The following is a 17,231-nucleotide window of genomic DNA, read 5'->3' on the forward strand; positions in this document are numbered from 1 at the left end:
CTTCAAACCGCCTTAAACATCGCCCTGATTATCCAGCTCTACCGCTTCGTGCATGCGCATGAGCAGGTCAGGCACCGCTGCCTGGACACGGTTCCAACTGGGGATAAAGGGGCGTTCGCGGGGGTTATCCAAAAACAGGTTACCCGCTTCCAGCAGGTTGCTGGCAAAGAGTTCAACGGCCTGCTCTTCGCTATGCCGATCAAGACTCAAACCGTTCATGGTCGCATCGTGGTCATAAGCCTCGATCAAGTCCAACGCCAGCCGGTAGTAGGTGGCTTTCAGGGTGCGGAAATCTTCACTGCTGAACGTAATCCCTTGGGTTGCCAATTTACGGTAAAGGGCTTTGGCGATATCCAGACTCATGCGGTTCAACCCGGCGTCGGGGTTGTCTTCACTGACCGGCTGGTGCTTGTGATCATAGGCATCGGCGATGTCGACCTGGCAAAGCTGACGCGGCGAGTAATTGCGCTGGAGCTCGGAGAGAACGCCAATTTCAAGCCCCCAGTCCGCCGGGATGCGTATCCCCTCGAGCACGTCGCTGCGCATGGCGAACTCGCCCGAGAGTGGGTAGCGGAAGCTGTCCAGGTAATCAAGGTAAGGTAACGGACCGCACACGGTTTTAAGCGCCCTTAGCAACGGCGTCACCATCAGCCGCGATACGCGCCCATTGAGCTTTCCCTCGGCAATGCGGGGGTAATAGCCCTTGCAGAAACTGTAGTTAAAACGCGGGTGAGCGACCGGGTACATCAGACGCGCCAGCAGCCCGCGATCATAGGTGAGAATATCGCAGTCGTGTAACCCAATTACCGACGAGCGCGCCGAGGCCAACACATAGCCCGCGCAATACCAGACGTTGCGCCCTTTCCCAGGCTCTAATGCGCCCAGCCCGTGCTGCTCCAGCTCGGCATCCAGGGCACGCAGGCGCGGCCCGTCGTTCCATAAGATACGTGTGTGCTGCGGCAGGCGCGAGAAAAACTCCCGCGCATACAAGAACTGCTCGCGGTCGGCCCGGTCCAGGCCAATCACGATCTCGCCGAGATAGGGCACCTTGACCAGCTCATCGACAATGGCCGAGAGTGCCGGGCCTTCCAGCTCTGAAAACAACGATGGCAGGATCAGCCCCATGGGCCGCCGCCGGGCAAACTGGCATAGCTCTTTTTCCAGCGCCTCGACCGGGCGGCGGGTCAGGTTATGAAAATCGGTAATGACGCCGTTCTGATGGAAATCACTCATGCGTTTACCTCCTTTGCATCACGCGGGTTGGTCGGAGCAAACGCCTTACCCCACCAGTGAGACATGCCTTCTACCCAGCCCTCTGGGCCAGTGGCTCGCGTTCGGTAAAGCTGGGGATTAGTGGGTTCAACCTTCAGATCATGGTGACCCCGGATCACGACCGCCTGATCGACGGCGTTTAACATCGACACATCGTTGGGACCATCGCCCAAGCCGATGGACAGCGGCTCACGACCGCGCAGCGCCCGGAATCGCCCGACCAGCCAGGTGACCGCACTCCCCTTGTCGGATGCGCTCCCCATAACGTGATAAAAGCGCCCTCCCTGGGTAAGTTGCAGGCCGTCACCTTCCAGCGCGCGGCGAAACGTCTCAAGCGAGGTGTCATCATCGTGCCAGAGCAACGGCTCGCTACCCTCCCGCTGGCGGGCCATCTGTGCCTGGTGAGTGTCGAGCCCGGTCAGCCCGGTCAAGTCGTCAAGGGTAAGCTCGCTCATCGGGGTAAAGCGCAAACCGAGCCGCTTGCGCCAGACGTCAAGGCGGGCACGAATAAAACCAATATCAACGCTTGGATGCTTGATAACCATCCCGTCACGCCCGTTGCCCGGCCGATCCAGCCGCGCATGACACCACCCCGGCGGAAGGCCGATAACAGCCCCATTTTCAGCCACAAACGGGGTCATCGTCAGCCCCAGCGCTTCACGCAGGGGGAACAGTTCCGCACGGGTTTTGCTGGTCACGGGGATCACCGGCACCTTCGCCTGCTTTAATCGGGCCAGCCAGGCCTTTGCCGGGGAGGCGTCATAGCTATGGTGGTCAAGCAGCGAGCCATCAAGGTCGGTGACCACAAGACGCGGCGGGTCCACTCGGTCGTCGGGGGGCGCCGAAGCGCTGGCGTGTTCAAGCATGGCGCAGCCTCTCTACTGCTAAGCGGTGGACGCACTCAATCGCCACTTGATAGAGATGGCGATGACAGCGTGTTTTATTGCCTAGCACAATACGTGCCAACGCCTTTAACGCTTTGATATCCATAAGGTGACAGGGGGTAATACCTGAAGGGGGTAACGGTTTCAGCGGAGACGCAAGTTGCAGTGCACTTTTCTGGTGCAATAAGACAGGGCAGGTAAAACACAGCCGCGCCAGGATAGTGCCGCCGAGCGTTACATTTAATAACAAAAAATCCAATACAAAGCTTGGCAAGGCGCAATAAATAGCTATACTGAAATTGTACCCACTGGCAACCCTGTACACCCCACCCCCTCTGCCAGTGGGCTGCAGTGAGCCAAGCCCTTTATGCCCGCCTTCCCCGGCGGGCTTTTTTTGTCGGGCATTTATTCTACATGGATGACGACTTCGACTCGGCGATTACGCGCCCGCCCTTCTGCCGTGTCATTATCTGCCAGGGATTGAGTGGCCGCCAGTCCAACGGCACGCAAGCGATCCGATGCAACCCCAGCCGCTTCCAAGGCTTCCACTATCGCGATCGCCCGAGCACTGGATAGCGCCCAGTTGGATGAATATTCAGGGGTGTCAATCGTTCGACTATCCGTATGGCCCTCAACCCATACTTCACCGTCATAACGCTGGATAGTGTCGAGCAGAGAGCTGATCAATGCGCTTCCACCATCGGTTAATTCCGCTTCCGCTGAGGGAAACAGCAGCTTGTCCTGCACCCGCAAACTGATGCCCTCTTCTACCCGTGAGACCTCGACACCCTCTAAATCAGGTAGATAAGGGGAGCTCTCCACCTGCTCCCTCAGGGCCAACGCACCGTCAATGGCATTATCGCTGAGCGTCTCGACATTACTCGGGGGATTATCCGTGAGGACGACCATATAATCAGCCAGCGGAAATTGAAGCGCTGACTGCTCAACCGGCACCAAGGGCATCGGCAAACGGGGTTCAGGCAACGCGGCCAGTGGCTCCGCTACCGGATCAGGCATGGCAAGCAGCGGGGGGACACCGCGCGTGGTTCGTCTGGGGCGTCCGGCCACTCCCTGGGCCGCCGTGATCGTGCTGGTCAGCAACTCGCCCCCCAGCCAATTGGTCGCATATCTTCGCTCATCACGCATATTGGCCAGCGGTTCTGGCAGCGGTACCTCAAGCGGCGGTGGCGAATCAAAAAGCGGCTCGGGAGGTGGTTCTGTTGCCATCCATGTCGGGCTTGTGGCACCGGCTGCCGCAATAATGATCACAAACAGCGCCACCAGTAGCGTCATGATATCGATGTAGCTCACCATCCAGATACTACCGCTGTCATCTTCGCGGTAGGGGGACATGAGCGAGTCGTGGCGAGGTCCACTGCGGTGATCTTCAAGCATCCGTGTGATTACTCATTCAAGTTTTTGGCTCCCTGGCCGACTATTAATGCGTGGCGTTGTCATTAGCGCTGCCTAGTCTATCAAAAAGCCGTTTCGTAGCGAGAAGGAACCACCCGGTGCGCACCCGTAAAATCGATATACCCTCGTCAGCGCTACGCCCACTTGTCATCGGCCTGGCCTGTCTGACGCTAAGTGGCTGCTTCTATGCCAATACATCGCAAGCGCCCATCGCCACGACGTACCCCTACAGTGAGCAGCAGCGCATGCAGGCTGCCCATCACTGGAAGGTCCTCGCCCGCCACGAGGCGACACAGATACTGAAGCGCGAGCGTGTCCGTTTCCGTGACTTATACATCCCGGATGCCCCGCAAGACGCCACCCACGCTTACAGTGGCGGTGAATTTGGCCGTGGCTTTCGTACGCTGCTCACCAGTGAACTGGTCTCCCGGGGCGCCAACCTGACCACTCAGCCTCTGCCCAGCAGCGCCGAGGTTCATATCGACGTTGACGTCGTTGAGCACCGTGACCGGGACTTTGTACGCCCACCCGTGGGGGCATTCACCGCCCTGGCAGGCGGTATAGCCGTGGCCGCGATACCGATTAACCAATGGGCAGAACCCGCCCTGGGGCTCATCCCGGCCGCCATCGCCGCTGACGTCACCAGCGGCAGCTGGACACACACCGGTAACGAAGAAATCATCGTCACCACCCAGATTCTCGACGGTGAGCAAATTCTCTATTCATCGTCGAACATTTATTACATTAACAGCGGCGACCGGCGTCACTATGCCCCCGACCGCACCCCTTCAGCGCCATCAACGCCCTCGGTTTCAATTACGGATAGGTGGTAATGCCATGTCTGCGATGTCATTTGCCGTTATGCACTCAGCACGCCTGCTTTCCGCTGCCCGATGGTTGACGGTCGGCCTTTTCGTATTGAGCCTTACGGGCTGTAGTGCACTTGGCGGCAGTAATACGCAACAACAGGAGCCTGCTCCAGACCTGCCCGAGCTGACACAAAAAGCGGCTGAGCAGATGGTGGCAAGCAACCCTGACATAACACGTTACAGCCCCATGATTGCCGCGACTTTCGTGAGCATCGACAACCTGAGTCAATCCTCCACGCTTGGACGTATCAGTTCAGAACTCATGGCATCGGCGCTGGGCCGCCAGGGCATGCAGGTGCGTGAGGTCAAGATGCGCGACAGCATGTTTATCGAAGAAAGCGTCGGCGAGCTGATCCTGTCTCGGCAGGTTCAACGCCTGAGCGCCCAGCACGATGCACGCTCCATCCTGATGGGAACCTATGCCCAGGGGCAGGACTACGTCTACGTCAGTGCCCGGGTGGTGCGCTCGAGTGATGCCATGGTCCTGGGCAGTGCCGACTTCAGGCTTGCGCTGAACAACAATACGCGCAGCCTGCTTGAGGGCCAGGGCGGCTGGTAACGCCCCAAACACACGAACCCGCGCTTAACGGCGCGGGTTCGTGGCAAGTGCACAACGGTTAGTTGCCGACTAGGGCGCTAGGCCTGTTTCACTTTACTGATGACCCACAGCAATACCACCGCCCCGACGATGGCCGTTACCAGTGACCCAATAAACCCGCCGGCCTGCAGGCCCAACAGGCTAAACAGGAAACCACCCAAGACGGCGCCCACAATGCCGACGCCAATATTGCCCAGCAGGCCAAAACCACCGCCTCGCATGATGTTGCCGGCAATCCAGCCAGCCAGACCACCAATGATCAACCAAGCAATGAAACCCATGTCGCCTCCTTTCCGTACCTGTGGTTAATGTTATCCTGTTTTCCTTGCGTGTTTTAACATAGCACACAGCGTTAAGGTACCGCGCTAATATTCATTGACAGTGGCCCCGCTGAAAAAAGGATTGCCTATGATTCCCGACTCCCTCCAGCACTTGCTTGATGGTGTAGACGGCCAGCAAACGTCTCACTGGCAAGGCCGCGACCTTGTACTGTTCAACGCCCCCTGGGGGGAACTGGTCGTCTCGCTGCAAGGCGCCCAGGTACTGCACTTCCGACCGCCCAATGATCTTGGCTGGCTATGGGTAACCCCCACCCCACAGCCCATGCCTGGCGCCATCCGTGGCGGCATTCCGCTCTGCTGGCCCTGGTTCGCCGATGAGCGCTACGCTGACGAAACACCCGACCGGAGCGGCACCTTCCACGGCCTGGCCCGGCATGCCGACTGGCGGCTGGAAGCGGCGGATGAACATGCCGAGGGAATCGAACTTCACCTCTCACCGACGCAACCGTTGCACTCCCAACTGACGGTGCGCACCGTTATCCAGGCCAATGCCCAGCGGCTCGCGGTGGAATTGATCACGGAAAACGTGGGCGAAAGCCCGGTAAAGGTCAGTGGCGCACTGCATTCCTATCTCGCGGTCGACGATGCTCACCAGTGTCGGCTGGAAGGGTTGACCGGCGCACGCTATCTCGACAAGCTGCGCGACTTTGCGGAGAGCGAGCAGCAAGGCATCCTGGCCATTCGCGGTGCGGTCGACCGTATCTATCACTCCAATGAAGCCGTGATGCTACACGACGGCCCGCGCACGCTACGCATCGGCAAACAGTCCAGCGATTCCACCGTGGTGTGGCACCCGGACCAACAGCCCCCTGCCGATACCTCTATCGAGGCCGCCAAACGCTTTGTGTGTGTCGAGGCCGCCAACACCCGCCTGGATCCCGTATGGCTGGTCCCCGGTGCCCAACATCTGCTGGGTACCACCCTGAGCAGAACCTGAGCTTTGCAAACCTTGATAGAGGACAACGCGCCATGCGCCAGCCGTTTCATCGCGAGCTGAGTAACCTGATAGAACGTGGCCGCGACCGCCAACTTCGGCTGGCGGTCACCGGACTCTCCCAGGCGGGCAAAACGGCTTTTTTAACCTCACTGGTCAATCAGCTCCGCCATGCTGGCGTTGAAGCACAGCTAGACCTGCTACCGGCAGCCCGCGAGGGGCGCTTGCTCGGCGCCCAGCGCCTTAACCAGCCTGACCTGGGCGTGCCAAGATTTCCCTATGACCCGGGAATGGCCGCGCTGCGCGATACCCCGCCCCGTTGGCCTGAGCCCACCCGGGGGATCAGCGAACTGCGCCTGCAGTTACGCTACCGCCCCGCTCAACAGGGCTGGTTAACGCCCGACATCGCCCACCTTACGCTGGATTTATTCGATTACCCCGGCGAGTGGCTGCTCGACCTACCGCTGCTGCAGCACGACTTTTACAGCTGGAGCCAGGCACAGCCGCTGCACTCAGGCGACCAGCGCCGGGCCATGTTCAGCGAATGGCTAACCGAGGTGGAAACCCTCGACCCCACCGCCGAAGCCGACGAAGGGCAGCTGGCAAGCCTTGCTGAAGCTTATGCACAGGGCCTTCGACGCGCCAAGCAGGCAGGATTCTCCAACCTCCAGCCCGGGCGTTTTTTATTGCCGGGCGAGCTGGACGGGGCGCCGGTGTTACAGTTTTTTCCACTTCCCCAGCTCACTATGCCCAAAGAGGAACTGGAGGCACTTCCACCTGACAGCCTATATGCCACCCTGGCGGCGCGCTTTCGCTACTACCAGCAGCAGGTCGTGCGCCCCTTTTACCGTGACCATTTCCGCCGCTTTGACCGCCAGATTGTCCTGGTGGATGTATTGGGTGCGCTCAATGCCGGGCCTGAGCGGTTCGAGGACCTCTCCCAGGCGCTCAGCCAGCTGATGCACAGCTTTGATTATGGCCAGCGCAGCCTGCTGACGCGGCTATTTGCCCCCAAGATCGATAAGCTGGCCATCGCCGCTACCAAGGCGGACCATGTCACCCCCGACCAGCACGACCATGTCGTTCAACTGCTTGAAGCCTTGCTGGCGGAACCCCTCAAGGATTTGCGCTTTGCCAACATTCCCGTCAAGGCGCTTTCGCTGGCCGCGATTCGCGCCACCGAAGCCCGCGAAGTGGTTCATAACGGTCAGCGCTCGCCCGCTCTGCGGGGCACCACGCTTGAGGGGGAAGGCGTCCTGGTATATCCCGGCGATGTACCACCCCGCTTACCAACGCACGACTTCTGGCAACAGCAAGGCTTCGACTTCCCCAGCTTTCGACCCATGGATATACGGTCTGAAGCCCTTGGTCACATTCGCATGGACGCCGCTATCGATTGGCTGATTGGAGATAAACTCACATGACCACCCCACAGCCACGTCGACACTTCAACCTCGATGAGCCCCAGGCAACCCACAATGGGGCTGATGCCGAGCTGCGCCAGCGTGAAACCTTCGCACCTACCGACCACCACCAGCCCCTGCCGCCTTCCGCCGAGGAAAAGGCCCTCCCCGAGGCTCGGTTAGGCGCGCCGCGCAAACGCCGCTGGGGGCTGATGCTGGCACTTGGCGGTGGCGCCGTCTTGGGTACCCTGGAACTGGCGACGGGTATTCCCGAGGCGCTGGCCCAATCCCAATGGCTGGCGACGGCCTGGCAGGCATTCGGCATCGGGTTGATCGGGCTGGGTGGGTTATCGTTGCTCAAGGAGTTGAGCCGCTTAAGACGCTTAAAACGTCACGACCGGCTGCGCAGCGACCTGGCCGAGCTGCCTGAGCGCTCTGCCAAGCAAGCCCAGCAGATGGCCGAACAGCTCAAACGCCAGCTCAAGCTGGCCGACGACGACCCGCACTGGCAAGCGTTCAAACACGCCTGTCAGCCACACCATAGCGGCGAAGAGATCCAGACACTATTGCGCTACCACCTCCTCGCCCCCCGGGATCGGGAAGCGCAGCGCCTGATTACGCGGATGTCCGGCGAAACCGCCATCATGGTCGCGGTGAGCCCGCTGACGCTGGTCGATATGGCGCTTGTGGCCTGGCGCAGCCTGGCGATGGTGGATCGGCTATGCCGCCTCTATGGCCTTGAACTGGGCTATGCCAGCCGCCTGCGGCTGTTTCGCCACGTCTTGCATAACATGGCGTTTGCCGGGGCAAGCGAGCTGGCCACCGAGGCCAGCATGGACATGCTCTCGCTGGATCTGGCCAGTCGCCTGTCCGCACGGGCTGGCCAGGGCCTCGCCACCGGGCTGCTCAGCGCCCGCCTTGGGCTGCGCGCTCAGCGGCTTTGCCGCCCGGTGGCGTTTACCGCCGAAGAGCAACCCAGGCTCAGCGACTTGCGCCAGGACCTGTGGCGACAGATCAAGCGCCTCGACAAGGAAGCCACGCCCCAAGACCGCTCATCCCGGCCGTAAACGCCCTGAAAGGCGGCTTCCGTTGAAAGCCCGTTAGGTTTCAACGCTGATTGCCGCCACGATGGTCGCTTGTCTCACCATTCTTGAATGAGGAGAAATCTTTCATGAACGATTCAAGCGATTCCGAATCTCCGCCCATGGCAGACGACATGCAGACGGATTATGTCGTTGGCCAGGATAATATCTCGGGAAAATTCGGCCCCTTTGGTTTCGATATTCACAACCGGGTCTTTGCAGTATCAGCGATTGCGTCCGTCATTTTCATCTTGCTCACCCTGCTTTTTCCCGAGCGTGCAGGCAGCACTTTCCAGTCCATCGTCGCCTTTTCCACAGGTAAACTGGACTGGTACTTCATGATCATCGTGGACTTTTTTATTCTGTTTTCCCTGGCGCTGGTCGTCCTTCCCCACGGGTCGGTCAGGCTGGGCGGGCCTGATGCCCGGCCGGAGCATAGCTATCTCTCCTGGTTCGCGATGCTGTTCACCGCGGGGATCGGCATCGGCCTGCTGTTCTTCGGGGTGCTGGAGCCGGTTTACCATGCCAACGTCTCCCTGCCCTTAGGCGTCACTTCTCCGTTCGGGGGCGATGGCGAACTGAACCCTGACGCCATTGCCGACGCCAGCGCGCTGGGCCTTGCCGGTACCTATCTGCACTGGGGTATTCACGGCTGGGCGGTGTATGTGGTGATGGCACTGGCTCTGAGCATCTTTACCTACAACAAGGGACTGCCTTTCTCCATCCGCTCGGCGTTCTTTCCCATCCTCGGCGAGCGCGTCTGGGGTTGGTGGGGGCATGTCATCGATATTCTGGCGGTGTTTTCCACCCTCTTTGGGCTGGCGACCTCCCTCGGACTTGGGGCCCAGCAGGCCAATGCGGGGATGAACTTCGTCTTCGGCCTGGAAGTGAGTACCTTTACCCAGGTCATCGTCATCATTATGGTCACCGCAGTGGCGCTGGTGTCGGTCTGGCGCGGGCTCGAGGGCGGCTTGAAGAAGCTCTCCGAGATCAACATGATTCTGGCTGTCCTGTTCTTCTTTTTCGTGCTGTTCGCCGGTCCCACCCTGGTCGCGCTCAGCGGGTTCTGGTCAGGGCTTGCCACCTATGTGACTGACTTTTTGCCATTATCAGCACCTTTCGGCCGTGACGACGATGCCTATCGCCAGTCCTGGACCATCTTCTACTGGGCGTGGTGGATCAGTTGGGCACCGTTCGTCGGAATGTTCATCGCGCGGGTGTCGCGGGGCCGCACGGTGCGCGAGTTCGTGCTTTGCGTGCTGCTGGTACCCAGCCTGTTCATCTTTATCTGGATGGGTGTCTTCGGCTCAACCGCGCTCGATCAGCTCTACGCCAATCCTGCCGCCAGCCTGGTCAAGGAGTATGTGATCGACAGCTACAGGCCCGAGCTTTCGCTGTTCGGCATGCTCAACGAACTGCCGCTGACCGGCCTGATGTCGACCCTTGGCATCATCCTGGCGCTGATCTTCTTTGTCACCTCCTCGGACTCCGGTTCCCTGGTGATCGATACCATCACCGCCGGTGGCAAGATCGATGCGCCACGGCCGCAGCGGATGTTCTGGGCTATCGTGGAGGGTCTTATCGCGATCGTGCTGCTCATCGGCGGTGGCCTGTCAGCGCTTCAGGCGGGCGTCACCGCCACCGCAATTCCGTTCTCCATCGTACTCCTGGTGATGTGCTACTCGATCATCAAGGCGCTCAATGGCGAATTGCGGCACTTACGCAGTTGAAGGAAAAACGGTGACGAAAAAGCCCTGCTGATCTGGCAGGGCTTTTTTTGTCCGCAGGTTTGAAGGCTTACGCGAGTCGCTTCTCGGTCTCGGCGTTGAACAGGATCGCCCGGGCCATATCCACCCGAAGCGCCAGGCGTTCACCGGGGGAAACGGCACACTTGGGCCCTACCCGCGCCGTCACTTCTTGCTCACCCAGTGGCAGGCGCAGCAGTATATCAGCGCCGGTGGGCTCAACGACGGTGACGCTGGCATTCAGCAAGGTGCCTTCTGCCTGGGCGCTCAAGCGTTCATCCTCCTCGCTGAAATGCTCGGGGCGCAGGCCCAGAATCACCGGCTTGCCTAGCTGTTCGGTCATGGCGTCCGTGACCCGTGCCGTTGGCCAGGGCAGGCATAAATCCTCCTCATCCGGCGTGGCGATACGTAGCGCATAGCCGTCCCCATCGCGCTCGAGCATCGCGCTGATAAAGTTCATCGATGGTGACCCCATGAAGCCGGCCACGAACATGTCCACCGGGTTGTTGTACACCTCGTCGGGGCTGCCTAGCTGCAGAATATGTCCGTCGCGCATGACCGCTATGCAGTCAGCCAGCGTCATCGCCTCAACCTGGTCGTGGGTCACGTAAACAATGGTTGTGCCCAAACGCTGGTGGAGCTTTTTGATCTCGGTGCGCATATCCACCCGCAGCTTGGCATCCAGGTTGGATAGCGGCTCATCAAACAGATAAACCTTGGGCTCGCGGGCCAGCGCACGCCCCATGGCCACCCGCTGACGCTGCCCGCCGGACAGCTGCGAAGGTTTGCGCTCGAGCAGCGGCGTGATCTGCAGTAGATCGGCGACGCGCTCGACTGCCTGCTGGCGTTCAGCTTTGGGCACCTTGCGCATTTCAAGCCCGAAGCTGATGTTCTGACGCACCGTCATGCTCGGGTAGAGGGCGTAGGACTGGAACACCATGGCAATATCCCGATCAGCCGGGGGGCGCCAGGTGACGTCTTCGCCATCGATATAAATATTGCCGCTGGTAACCGGTTCAAGCCCGGCAATGGCGTTCATCAGCGTGGATTTACCACAGCCCGACGGCCCCACCAGTATCAGGAACTCGCCGGAATCGATTGAGATACTGACATCTTTCAGCACGCTTTCACTGCCGAAATCTTTGCTCACATTGTGTATTTCTAACGCTGCCATAATGGGTCTGCCTATTATTGTTAGCCTTTCACCGAGCCTGCCGTGAGCCCGCGCACGAAGTATTTACCGGCCAGCACGTACACCACCAGGGTGGGCAGCGCGGCTATCATTGCCGCGGCCATGTCCACGTTGTATTCGCGTACGCCGGTGGAGGTATTGACCAGATTATTGAGGGCCACGGTGACGGGCTGGGTGTTGTGGGCGGAGAATGCCACGCCGAACAGAAAGTCGTTCCATATCTGGGTAAACTGCCAGATCACCGAGACCACGATGATCGGCGTCGAGACAGGCAGCAGAATTCGCCAGAAGATACGGAAGAACCCCGCGCCATCCAGCTTTGCCGCTGATACCAGTTCATTGGGAATACCGACATAAAAGTTGCGGAAAAACAGCGTCGTAAAGGCAATCCCGAACACCACGTGCACCAGAACCAACCCCGCACGGGAGCTTGAAATACCCAGCCACCCCAGGGTTTGCGCCATGGGTAGCAATACGACCTGAAACGGAATGAAACAGCCGAACAGCATCAGCGCGAAAACCAGTTCCGAGCCTTTAAAGCGCCATTTGGTCAGCGCGTAGCCGTTCAGGGCGCCAATCGTGGTGGAGATCAGCACGGCGGGAATCACAATCGCAAAGGAATTCCAGAAGTAGCCGCCGACCCCATCGCAGCGCATACCGGTACAGGCTTCGCCCCAGGCTTTGGTCCATGGCGCCAGCGTCGGGTTTTGCGGCAGCGTCAGCAGTGTACCGGCGCTGATTTCACTGAGCGGTTTCACCGAGGTCATCAGCATCACCGCCAGCGGCAAGAGATAGAACAGGGCCGCAAGGATCAGCACGCTGTATACCGCTAGCCGACTGACGCGCGCGGCCAGCGTTTGACGACGAATCACATTAGCCATGCCGACGGCTCCTCAATTCGGAATACAGGTACGGAATCAGAATGGCCAGTACGCCGCCCAGCATCAGCATGGCGCTCGCCGAGCCCAGGCCAATCTGCGCCCGGTTGAACGCGTGGGCGTACATGAAGGTGGCAGGCAGGTCTGACGCGTAGCCAGGGCCACCGCCTGTCAGGGCAACCACCAGGTCAAAGCTCTTGATGGCAATGTGCGCCAGGATCATCACCGCGCTGAACACCACGGGGCGCAGGCAAGGCATCACTACTCGCCAGTAAACCCTTGGCAGGCTGGCGCCATCCAACTGGGCGGCCTTGATGATGCTGTCGTCAATGCCCCTCAATCCAGCTAAAAACAGCGCCATGACAAACCCTGACGCCTGCCATACAGCGGCAATCACCAGGGTGTAAATCACCATGTCCGAATCGACCAGCCAGTCAAAGCGAAACGACTCGAAGCCCCAACTGCGTACCATGGCCTGAATCCCCAGACTGGGGTTCAGTAGCCACTTCCAGACGACCCCGGTGACGATAAACGACAGCGCCATGGGGTAGAGGTAAATCGTTCGCAGTGCGCCTTCCTGGCGGATTTTCTGGTCGAGCAGCATCGCCAGCAGCACACCAATCACCAGGCAAATCACCACGAACAGCGAGCCGAAAATCATCAGGTTGGTGGATGCCACCCACCAGCGATCGTTTTGCATCAACCGGGCATACTGACCAAAGCCGACAAAGTCATAGCTGGGCAGCATACGCGAGCTGGTCAGCGACAGAATAAAGGTCCACAGCATGAAGCCGTAAACAAAGAACAGCGAAATGGCCACGGAAGGGGCAAGCACCAGGCGTGGTAGCCACGCCTGCCACCCACTCGAGGTCGAGGCACGCGGAGCAGGTTGCCCGGCACGCGCCGTAGAAGTGTTTTTCATGGGGAAACGTCCTCGCCGGGAAGCGGTGGCGCCGCCAGCACGGCGACGCCGGTCAGCGCCTATACAGGTTGCGAATGAACGTTAGAACGAAGCTGCTTCAGCCGCGTTGACCAGCCGCTCAGCGGCTTCTTCGGCTTGCATGTCGTCGTCGTTGAAGTAGTTGGTCACCACATCGAAGATAGCCCCCTGGATATCGGCACGTACGGCCATACCGTGGGCCATGCTCGGCACCAGTCCGCCCTCTTCAGCGGTGCGCTGGAAATCGCTGAGCGACTGCTGCGCACAGCTGTCGAACTCGCTCATGTCCAGGTCGGGCCGCGCGGGAATCGAGCCCTTGGCCAGATTGAAGGCTTCCTGGAAGGTGGGTTCAAGCACCAGGCGGGCCAGCGCATGTTGAGCTTCGAGCTCGGCTTCATCGGTAACCCGGAACATCGCCAGGCTATCAATATTGAAAGCAAAGACATCCTCGGTGCCCGGTGCCGGGGCACACAGATAGTCTTCCCCCGCCGTCAGGCCTCGAGCGGTAAACTCGCCTTTGGCCCAGTCGCCCATCATCTGCATGGCGGCTTCACCGTCAATCACCATCCCCGTGGCGATATTCCAGTCGCGACCGGACATGCCGTCATCCATCAGTGTGCGCAACCGCTTGAAGTCCTCCAGCGCATCCACCATCTGCTCGCCGCCCAGGGCCTCGGGGTCAAGATCGACCAACGCGCGCTGATAAAACTCGCCCCCCTGGCTGCCAATCACCACGCTTTCAAAGATGGTAGCGTCCTGCCACGCCTGACCACCATGGGCTAGCGGTATATAGCCCGCATCGCGAATGGCCTCGCCCGCGGCAAACAGTTCGTCAAGTGTAGTGGGCATTGCAACGCCCGCGTCATCCAGTACCTCCGGGTTGGCCCACAGCCAGTTGACCCGGTGAACGTTGGCCGGCACTGCCACGTACTCGCCGTCGTACTGCATGATGTCGGCAACGACCTCGGGCAGTAACGCATCCCAATTTTCCGCCTCAGCGACATCATCCAGGCTGCCGAGCAAGCCAAGCTCACCCCACTCTTGAATTTCGGGTCCCTTGATCTGTGCCGCCGAGGGCGGGTTGCCCGACATGGCACGCGACTTGAGCACCGTCATGGCCGTTTCACCACCCCCACCGGCGACGGCAAAATCTTCCCATCCGTAACCTTCAGCTTCCATCAGGTCTTTGAGCACGTTGGCCGCCCGGGCTTCGCCACCGGAGGTCCACCAGTGCAGTACTTCAACCTCATTGGCCTGCGCCTGACCGATCATGGTGAGGCCTGCGAGCGTGGTGGCAAGGGCCAGGGAGGTTTTCTTCAACGCGGTTTTCTTCAACATGGGCATGGGTAACTCCTGCTGTTGTTGTTGTGTATGGTCAATGACATTCAACAGCGTACTGTAAATACGCTTCCATGGGCGTTACCGAGTCCTGCATAGTGTTTAAGGTTTATTACAAATCGGTAATAGTTTCATGGTGAGGGATCGTCAGGGTGACGCACAGCCCGCCCTGGGGATGGTTGGCAAGCTGAATATCGCCGCCGTGGGCGCGGGCGATATGGCGGGCAATGCCCAGGCCGAGCCCACTGCCCCCGGTGTGGCGGCTGCGCGACGGCTCCAGGCGAACGAACGGCGAGAACACACGGGACAGCTGGTCGTCCGGAATACCAGGGCCGTGGTCGCGAACCTTGATCGTCACGACGCCCGCCTGGTCCGCCAGGGATACATCCGCGTGCTGCCCATAGAAGACGGCATTTTCCAGCAGGTTCGCCAAGCAGCGCTTGAAGGCCATCGGCTTGACCGTGAGCGGTGCGGCCTTGCCCTGCACGGTCACGCGCCCGCCCTGGAGTCGAAGTTCCCCGGCGATGTCGTCGATGAGTGTTTCAAGGTCCAAAGGCTCTGGCACTTCGTGCAGGTCCAGGCCTTTTACCGACGCCAGCGCGCCCTTGACCAGACCATCGAGCTCATCCAGAGCCGCACAGAAGCGCTCCCGCTGAACCTCGTCGTCGAGCATTTCGGCACGCAGGCGCAGGCGCGTCAGCGGCGTTTTCAGATCATGGGAGATGGCCGAAAACAACCGCTCGCGTTCTTCGATCTGCTCGCGAATACGCTGCTGCATGCGGTTGAATGCCACCGCGGTGGCGGCGACCTCTTTGGGCCCGCTCTCCTTGAGGGGGGGCATATCCAGGTCGTCGCCAAGCTGCAGTGCCGCTCTGGAGAGCCGCGCCAACGGGCGGGTCGCGCTGCGAATCCCCAGCAGTGACAGCGCAATCACGCTGAGCAGCACCAGAAGACCCACTAGCACGCGCTCTTCGGACAGCCATCGATACCCCGAAAAGATATCCGGCACGCCGAGTAGCGTGGCCACGTACAGCCAGGTGTCGGGCGCCAGCTCCAGCTGGACCACCAGAATCGGGGGCGAAAGTGGCTCCATCAGCAGGCTATGCTGGCCCCAGCGCGGCGGCAAGTCCTTGAGTAACACTTCGTTATTCAAGACGCGAAGCGTCTCGGGCCGGGAGAACTCCACCACCACGTCGTCGATATTGAGCTGCTCGGTGAGAATATTGCGAACGTTATCCACCACCACCTGCTTTTCCGGGCCCGAGCCAATATCCTCGATGGTCAAGCGCCGCTCGTTGATGCTGACGAAAAAGCGCGTGCCACCCATGTTGCGCAACTGGTCGAGCACGATGTGCCGGTACTCATAGGGCAAGGAACGAAAATACTGCATCGTGGACGCGATACTGAACGCCATATTGGTGGACAGCTCATCCAGCTGTCGCAACTGACTGGAACGCACCTGAGACGTCCAGATCGCATAGCTTGCCACCTGAGCAACCAACACCCCCGCCAGCATGATAATCACGAAGCGACCGCGTAACGTGGTCGGCAACCAGCGCGCACCACGCCGCTTGAGGGTTTGCCAGCGCGAAGGGGTCACGTTAGCGCATCGACACGGGCGGTTAAGATATAACCCGCTCCCCGGACGGTACGAATCAACTGCGAGTGCTGGGCATCCTCGCCCAGCCGCTGGCGTAACCGGCAAACATGGACATCGATCGAGCGGTCCAGCGGTGGAGCGTCACGACCGCGGGTCAGCGCATAGAGATCATCCCGGGACAGCACGGTGGCGGGGCGCTCAAGGAAGACCTGAAGCAGTTGAAAATCGGCCCCGGACAACGCCGTGCGTTCGCCCTGCTGGTCGATCAGTTCGCGGGTCATACGATCCAGCTCCCAGCCACCGAAGCTGACGCAGCGCGCCTGGTCGGCGCTGGGCGCGGCTTGAGCGGGACGGGTTCTACGCATGACGGCCTTGATGCGCGCCAGCAATTCGCGCGGGTTGAACGGCTTGCCAAGATAGTCATCGGCGCCCAACTCCAGGCCCAGAATACGGTCGGTTTCATCGGCACTGGCGGTGAGCATGATAATCGGCACGTCGCTTTGTTTGCGAACCTCCCGGCAGATCGAAAAGCCATCGTCCCCCGGCAGCATCAGATCGACGATCAGCAGATCTGCCGACGTCTGCTGCATAAGGGCTCTCAACGCAGCGGCATCCTGAGCGGTCAGCACATGATAGCCATGACGGCCCAGATAATCTCCCAGCAGCTCACAAATTTCCGGGTCGTCGTCGACCACGAACAGCGTGGCGGGCTTGGTCGGGGGGGACGATGTCGGGGTGGCGG

The 17,231-nt window shown here is 60.1% G+C and carries 16 protein-coding genes; 6 read left to right on the forward strand and 10 right to left on the reverse strand.

The annotated features are described in order from the left end of the window. Positions 1-12 precede the first annotated feature (12 nt). The 3 genes from ADS46_RS17610 to ADS46_RS17620 form a co-directional block, all read right to left on the reverse strand. Positions 13-1,233, reverse strand: a complete 1,221-nt coding sequence (locus tag ADS46_RS17610; RefSeq protein WP_066322323.1) for a glycosyl transferase — start codon at positions 1,231-1,233, stop codon at positions 13-15. Further along, entirely contained in the window at positions 1,230-2,138 is a 909-nt protein-coding gene (locus ADS46_RS17615) for an HAD-IIB family hydrolase (RefSeq protein ID WP_066322325.1), read from the reverse strand. The genes ADS46_RS17610 and ADS46_RS17615 overlap by 4 nt, the downstream gene beginning before the upstream one ends. A 423-nt stretch (positions 2,139-2,561) precedes the next feature. Next, entirely contained in the window at positions 2,562-3,551 is a 990-nt protein-coding gene (locus ADS46_RS17620) for an OmpA family protein (RefSeq protein ID WP_066322327.1), read from the reverse strand. 116 nt (positions 3,552-3,667) lie between these two features. Here ADS46_RS17620 and ADS46_RS17625 point away from each other — a divergent pair, with 116 nt between their 5' ends. Together ADS46_RS17625 and ADS46_RS17630 are read left to right on the forward strand one after the other, a co-directional pair. After that, entirely contained in the window at positions 3,668-4,402 is a 735-nt protein-coding gene (locus tag ADS46_RS17625; protein ID WP_420706145.1) for a hypothetical protein, read from the forward strand. A gap of 4 nt (positions 4,403-4,406) precedes the next feature. Beyond that, the gene (locus ADS46_RS17630) at positions 4,407-4,997 is read left to right on the forward strand and encodes a FlgO family outer membrane protein (RefSeq protein ID WP_066322328.1); all 591 of its coding nucleotides are present in this window, start codon (positions 4,407-4,409) and stop codon (positions 4,995-4,997) included. Between the two features lie 77 nt (positions 4,998-5,074). On the opposite strand, the gene ADS46_RS17635 is transcribed toward ADS46_RS17630, so the two are convergent. Continuing rightward, positions 5,075-5,317: a GlsB/YeaQ/YmgE family stress response membrane protein gene (locus ADS46_RS17635; RefSeq protein ID WP_066322329.1), complete on the reverse strand. Its 243-nt coding sequence runs from the start codon at positions 5,315-5,317 to the stop codon at positions 5,075-5,077. Between the two features lie 127 nt (positions 5,318-5,444). On the opposite strand from ADS46_RS17635, the gene ADS46_RS17640 reads away from it, so the two are divergent. The 4 genes from ADS46_RS17640 (at position 5,445) to ADS46_RS17655 (ending at position 10,526) form a co-directional block, all read left to right on the forward strand. Beyond that, a complete protein-coding gene (locus ADS46_RS17640) occupies positions 5,445-6,314 on the forward strand; it encodes a D-hexose-6-phosphate mutarotase (RefSeq protein ID WP_066322332.1) in 870 nt (289 codons plus the stop codon). Between the two features lie 32 nt (positions 6,315-6,346). Continuing rightward, positions 6,347-7,735 carry a YcjX family protein gene (locus tag ADS46_RS17645; RefSeq protein WP_066322335.1) on the forward strand — a complete coding sequence of 463 codons (1,389 nt, stop codon included), beginning with the start codon at positions 6,347-6,349 and terminating at the stop codon, positions 7,733-7,735. Continuing rightward, entirely contained in the window at positions 7,732-8,781 is a 1,050-nt protein-coding gene (locus tag ADS46_RS17650) for a YcjF family protein (RefSeq protein ID WP_066322339.1), read from the forward strand. The genes ADS46_RS17645 and ADS46_RS17650 overlap by 4 nt, the downstream gene beginning before the upstream one ends. Before the next feature lie 104 nt (positions 8,782-8,885). Further along, complete coding sequence (locus tag ADS46_RS17655) at positions 8,886-10,526, forward strand: BCCT family transporter (RefSeq protein WP_066322343.1); 1,641 nt, start codon at positions 8,886-8,888, stop codon at positions 10,524-10,526. 67 nt (positions 10,527-10,593) lie between these two features. On the opposite strand, the gene ADS46_RS17660 is transcribed toward ADS46_RS17655, so the two are convergent. The 6 genes from ADS46_RS17660 to ADS46_RS17685 form a co-directional block, all read right to left on the reverse strand. Continuing rightward, the gene (locus ADS46_RS17660) at positions 10,594-11,715 is read right to left on the reverse strand and encodes an ABC transporter ATP-binding protein (RefSeq protein WP_066322347.1); all 1,122 of its coding nucleotides are present in this window, start codon (positions 11,713-11,715) and stop codon (positions 10,594-10,596) included. Positions 11,716-11,735: 20 nt separating this feature from the next. Beyond that, a complete protein-coding gene (locus tag ADS46_RS17665; RefSeq protein WP_066322350.1) occupies positions 11,736-12,614 on the reverse strand; it encodes a carbohydrate ABC transporter permease in 879 nt (292 codons plus the stop codon). Beyond that, positions 12,607-13,533 carry a carbohydrate ABC transporter permease gene (locus ADS46_RS17670; RefSeq protein WP_066322352.1) on the reverse strand — a complete coding sequence of 309 codons (927 nt, stop codon included), beginning with the start codon at positions 13,531-13,533 and terminating at the stop codon, positions 12,607-12,609. Before ADS46_RS17670 ends, ADS46_RS17665 begins: the two co-directional genes overlap by 8 nt. Before the next feature lie 81 nt (positions 13,534-13,614). Then, the gene (locus ADS46_RS17675) at positions 13,615-14,895 is read right to left on the reverse strand and encodes an ABC transporter substrate-binding protein (RefSeq protein ID WP_066322354.1); all 1,281 of its coding nucleotides are present in this window, start codon (positions 14,893-14,895) and stop codon (positions 13,615-13,617) included. Between the two features lie 106 nt (positions 14,896-15,001). Continuing rightward, positions 15,002-16,405 carry an ATP-binding protein gene (locus ADS46_RS17680; RefSeq protein ID WP_156524540.1) on the reverse strand — a complete coding sequence of 468 codons (1,404 nt, stop codon included), beginning with the start codon at positions 16,403-16,405 and terminating at the stop codon, positions 15,002-15,004. A gap of 80 nt (positions 16,406-16,485) precedes the next feature. Further along, positions 16,486-17,190: a response regulator gene (locus tag ADS46_RS17685; protein WP_066322381.1), complete on the reverse strand. Its 705-nt coding sequence runs from the start codon at positions 17,188-17,190 to the stop codon at positions 16,486-16,488. Positions 17,191-17,231: the final 41 nt, after the last annotated feature.

This window comes from Halomonas sp. G11, from assembly GCF_001663515.1.
Taxonomy (GTDB): domain Bacteria; phylum Pseudomonadota; class Gammaproteobacteria; order Pseudomonadales; family Halomonadaceae; genus Vreelandella.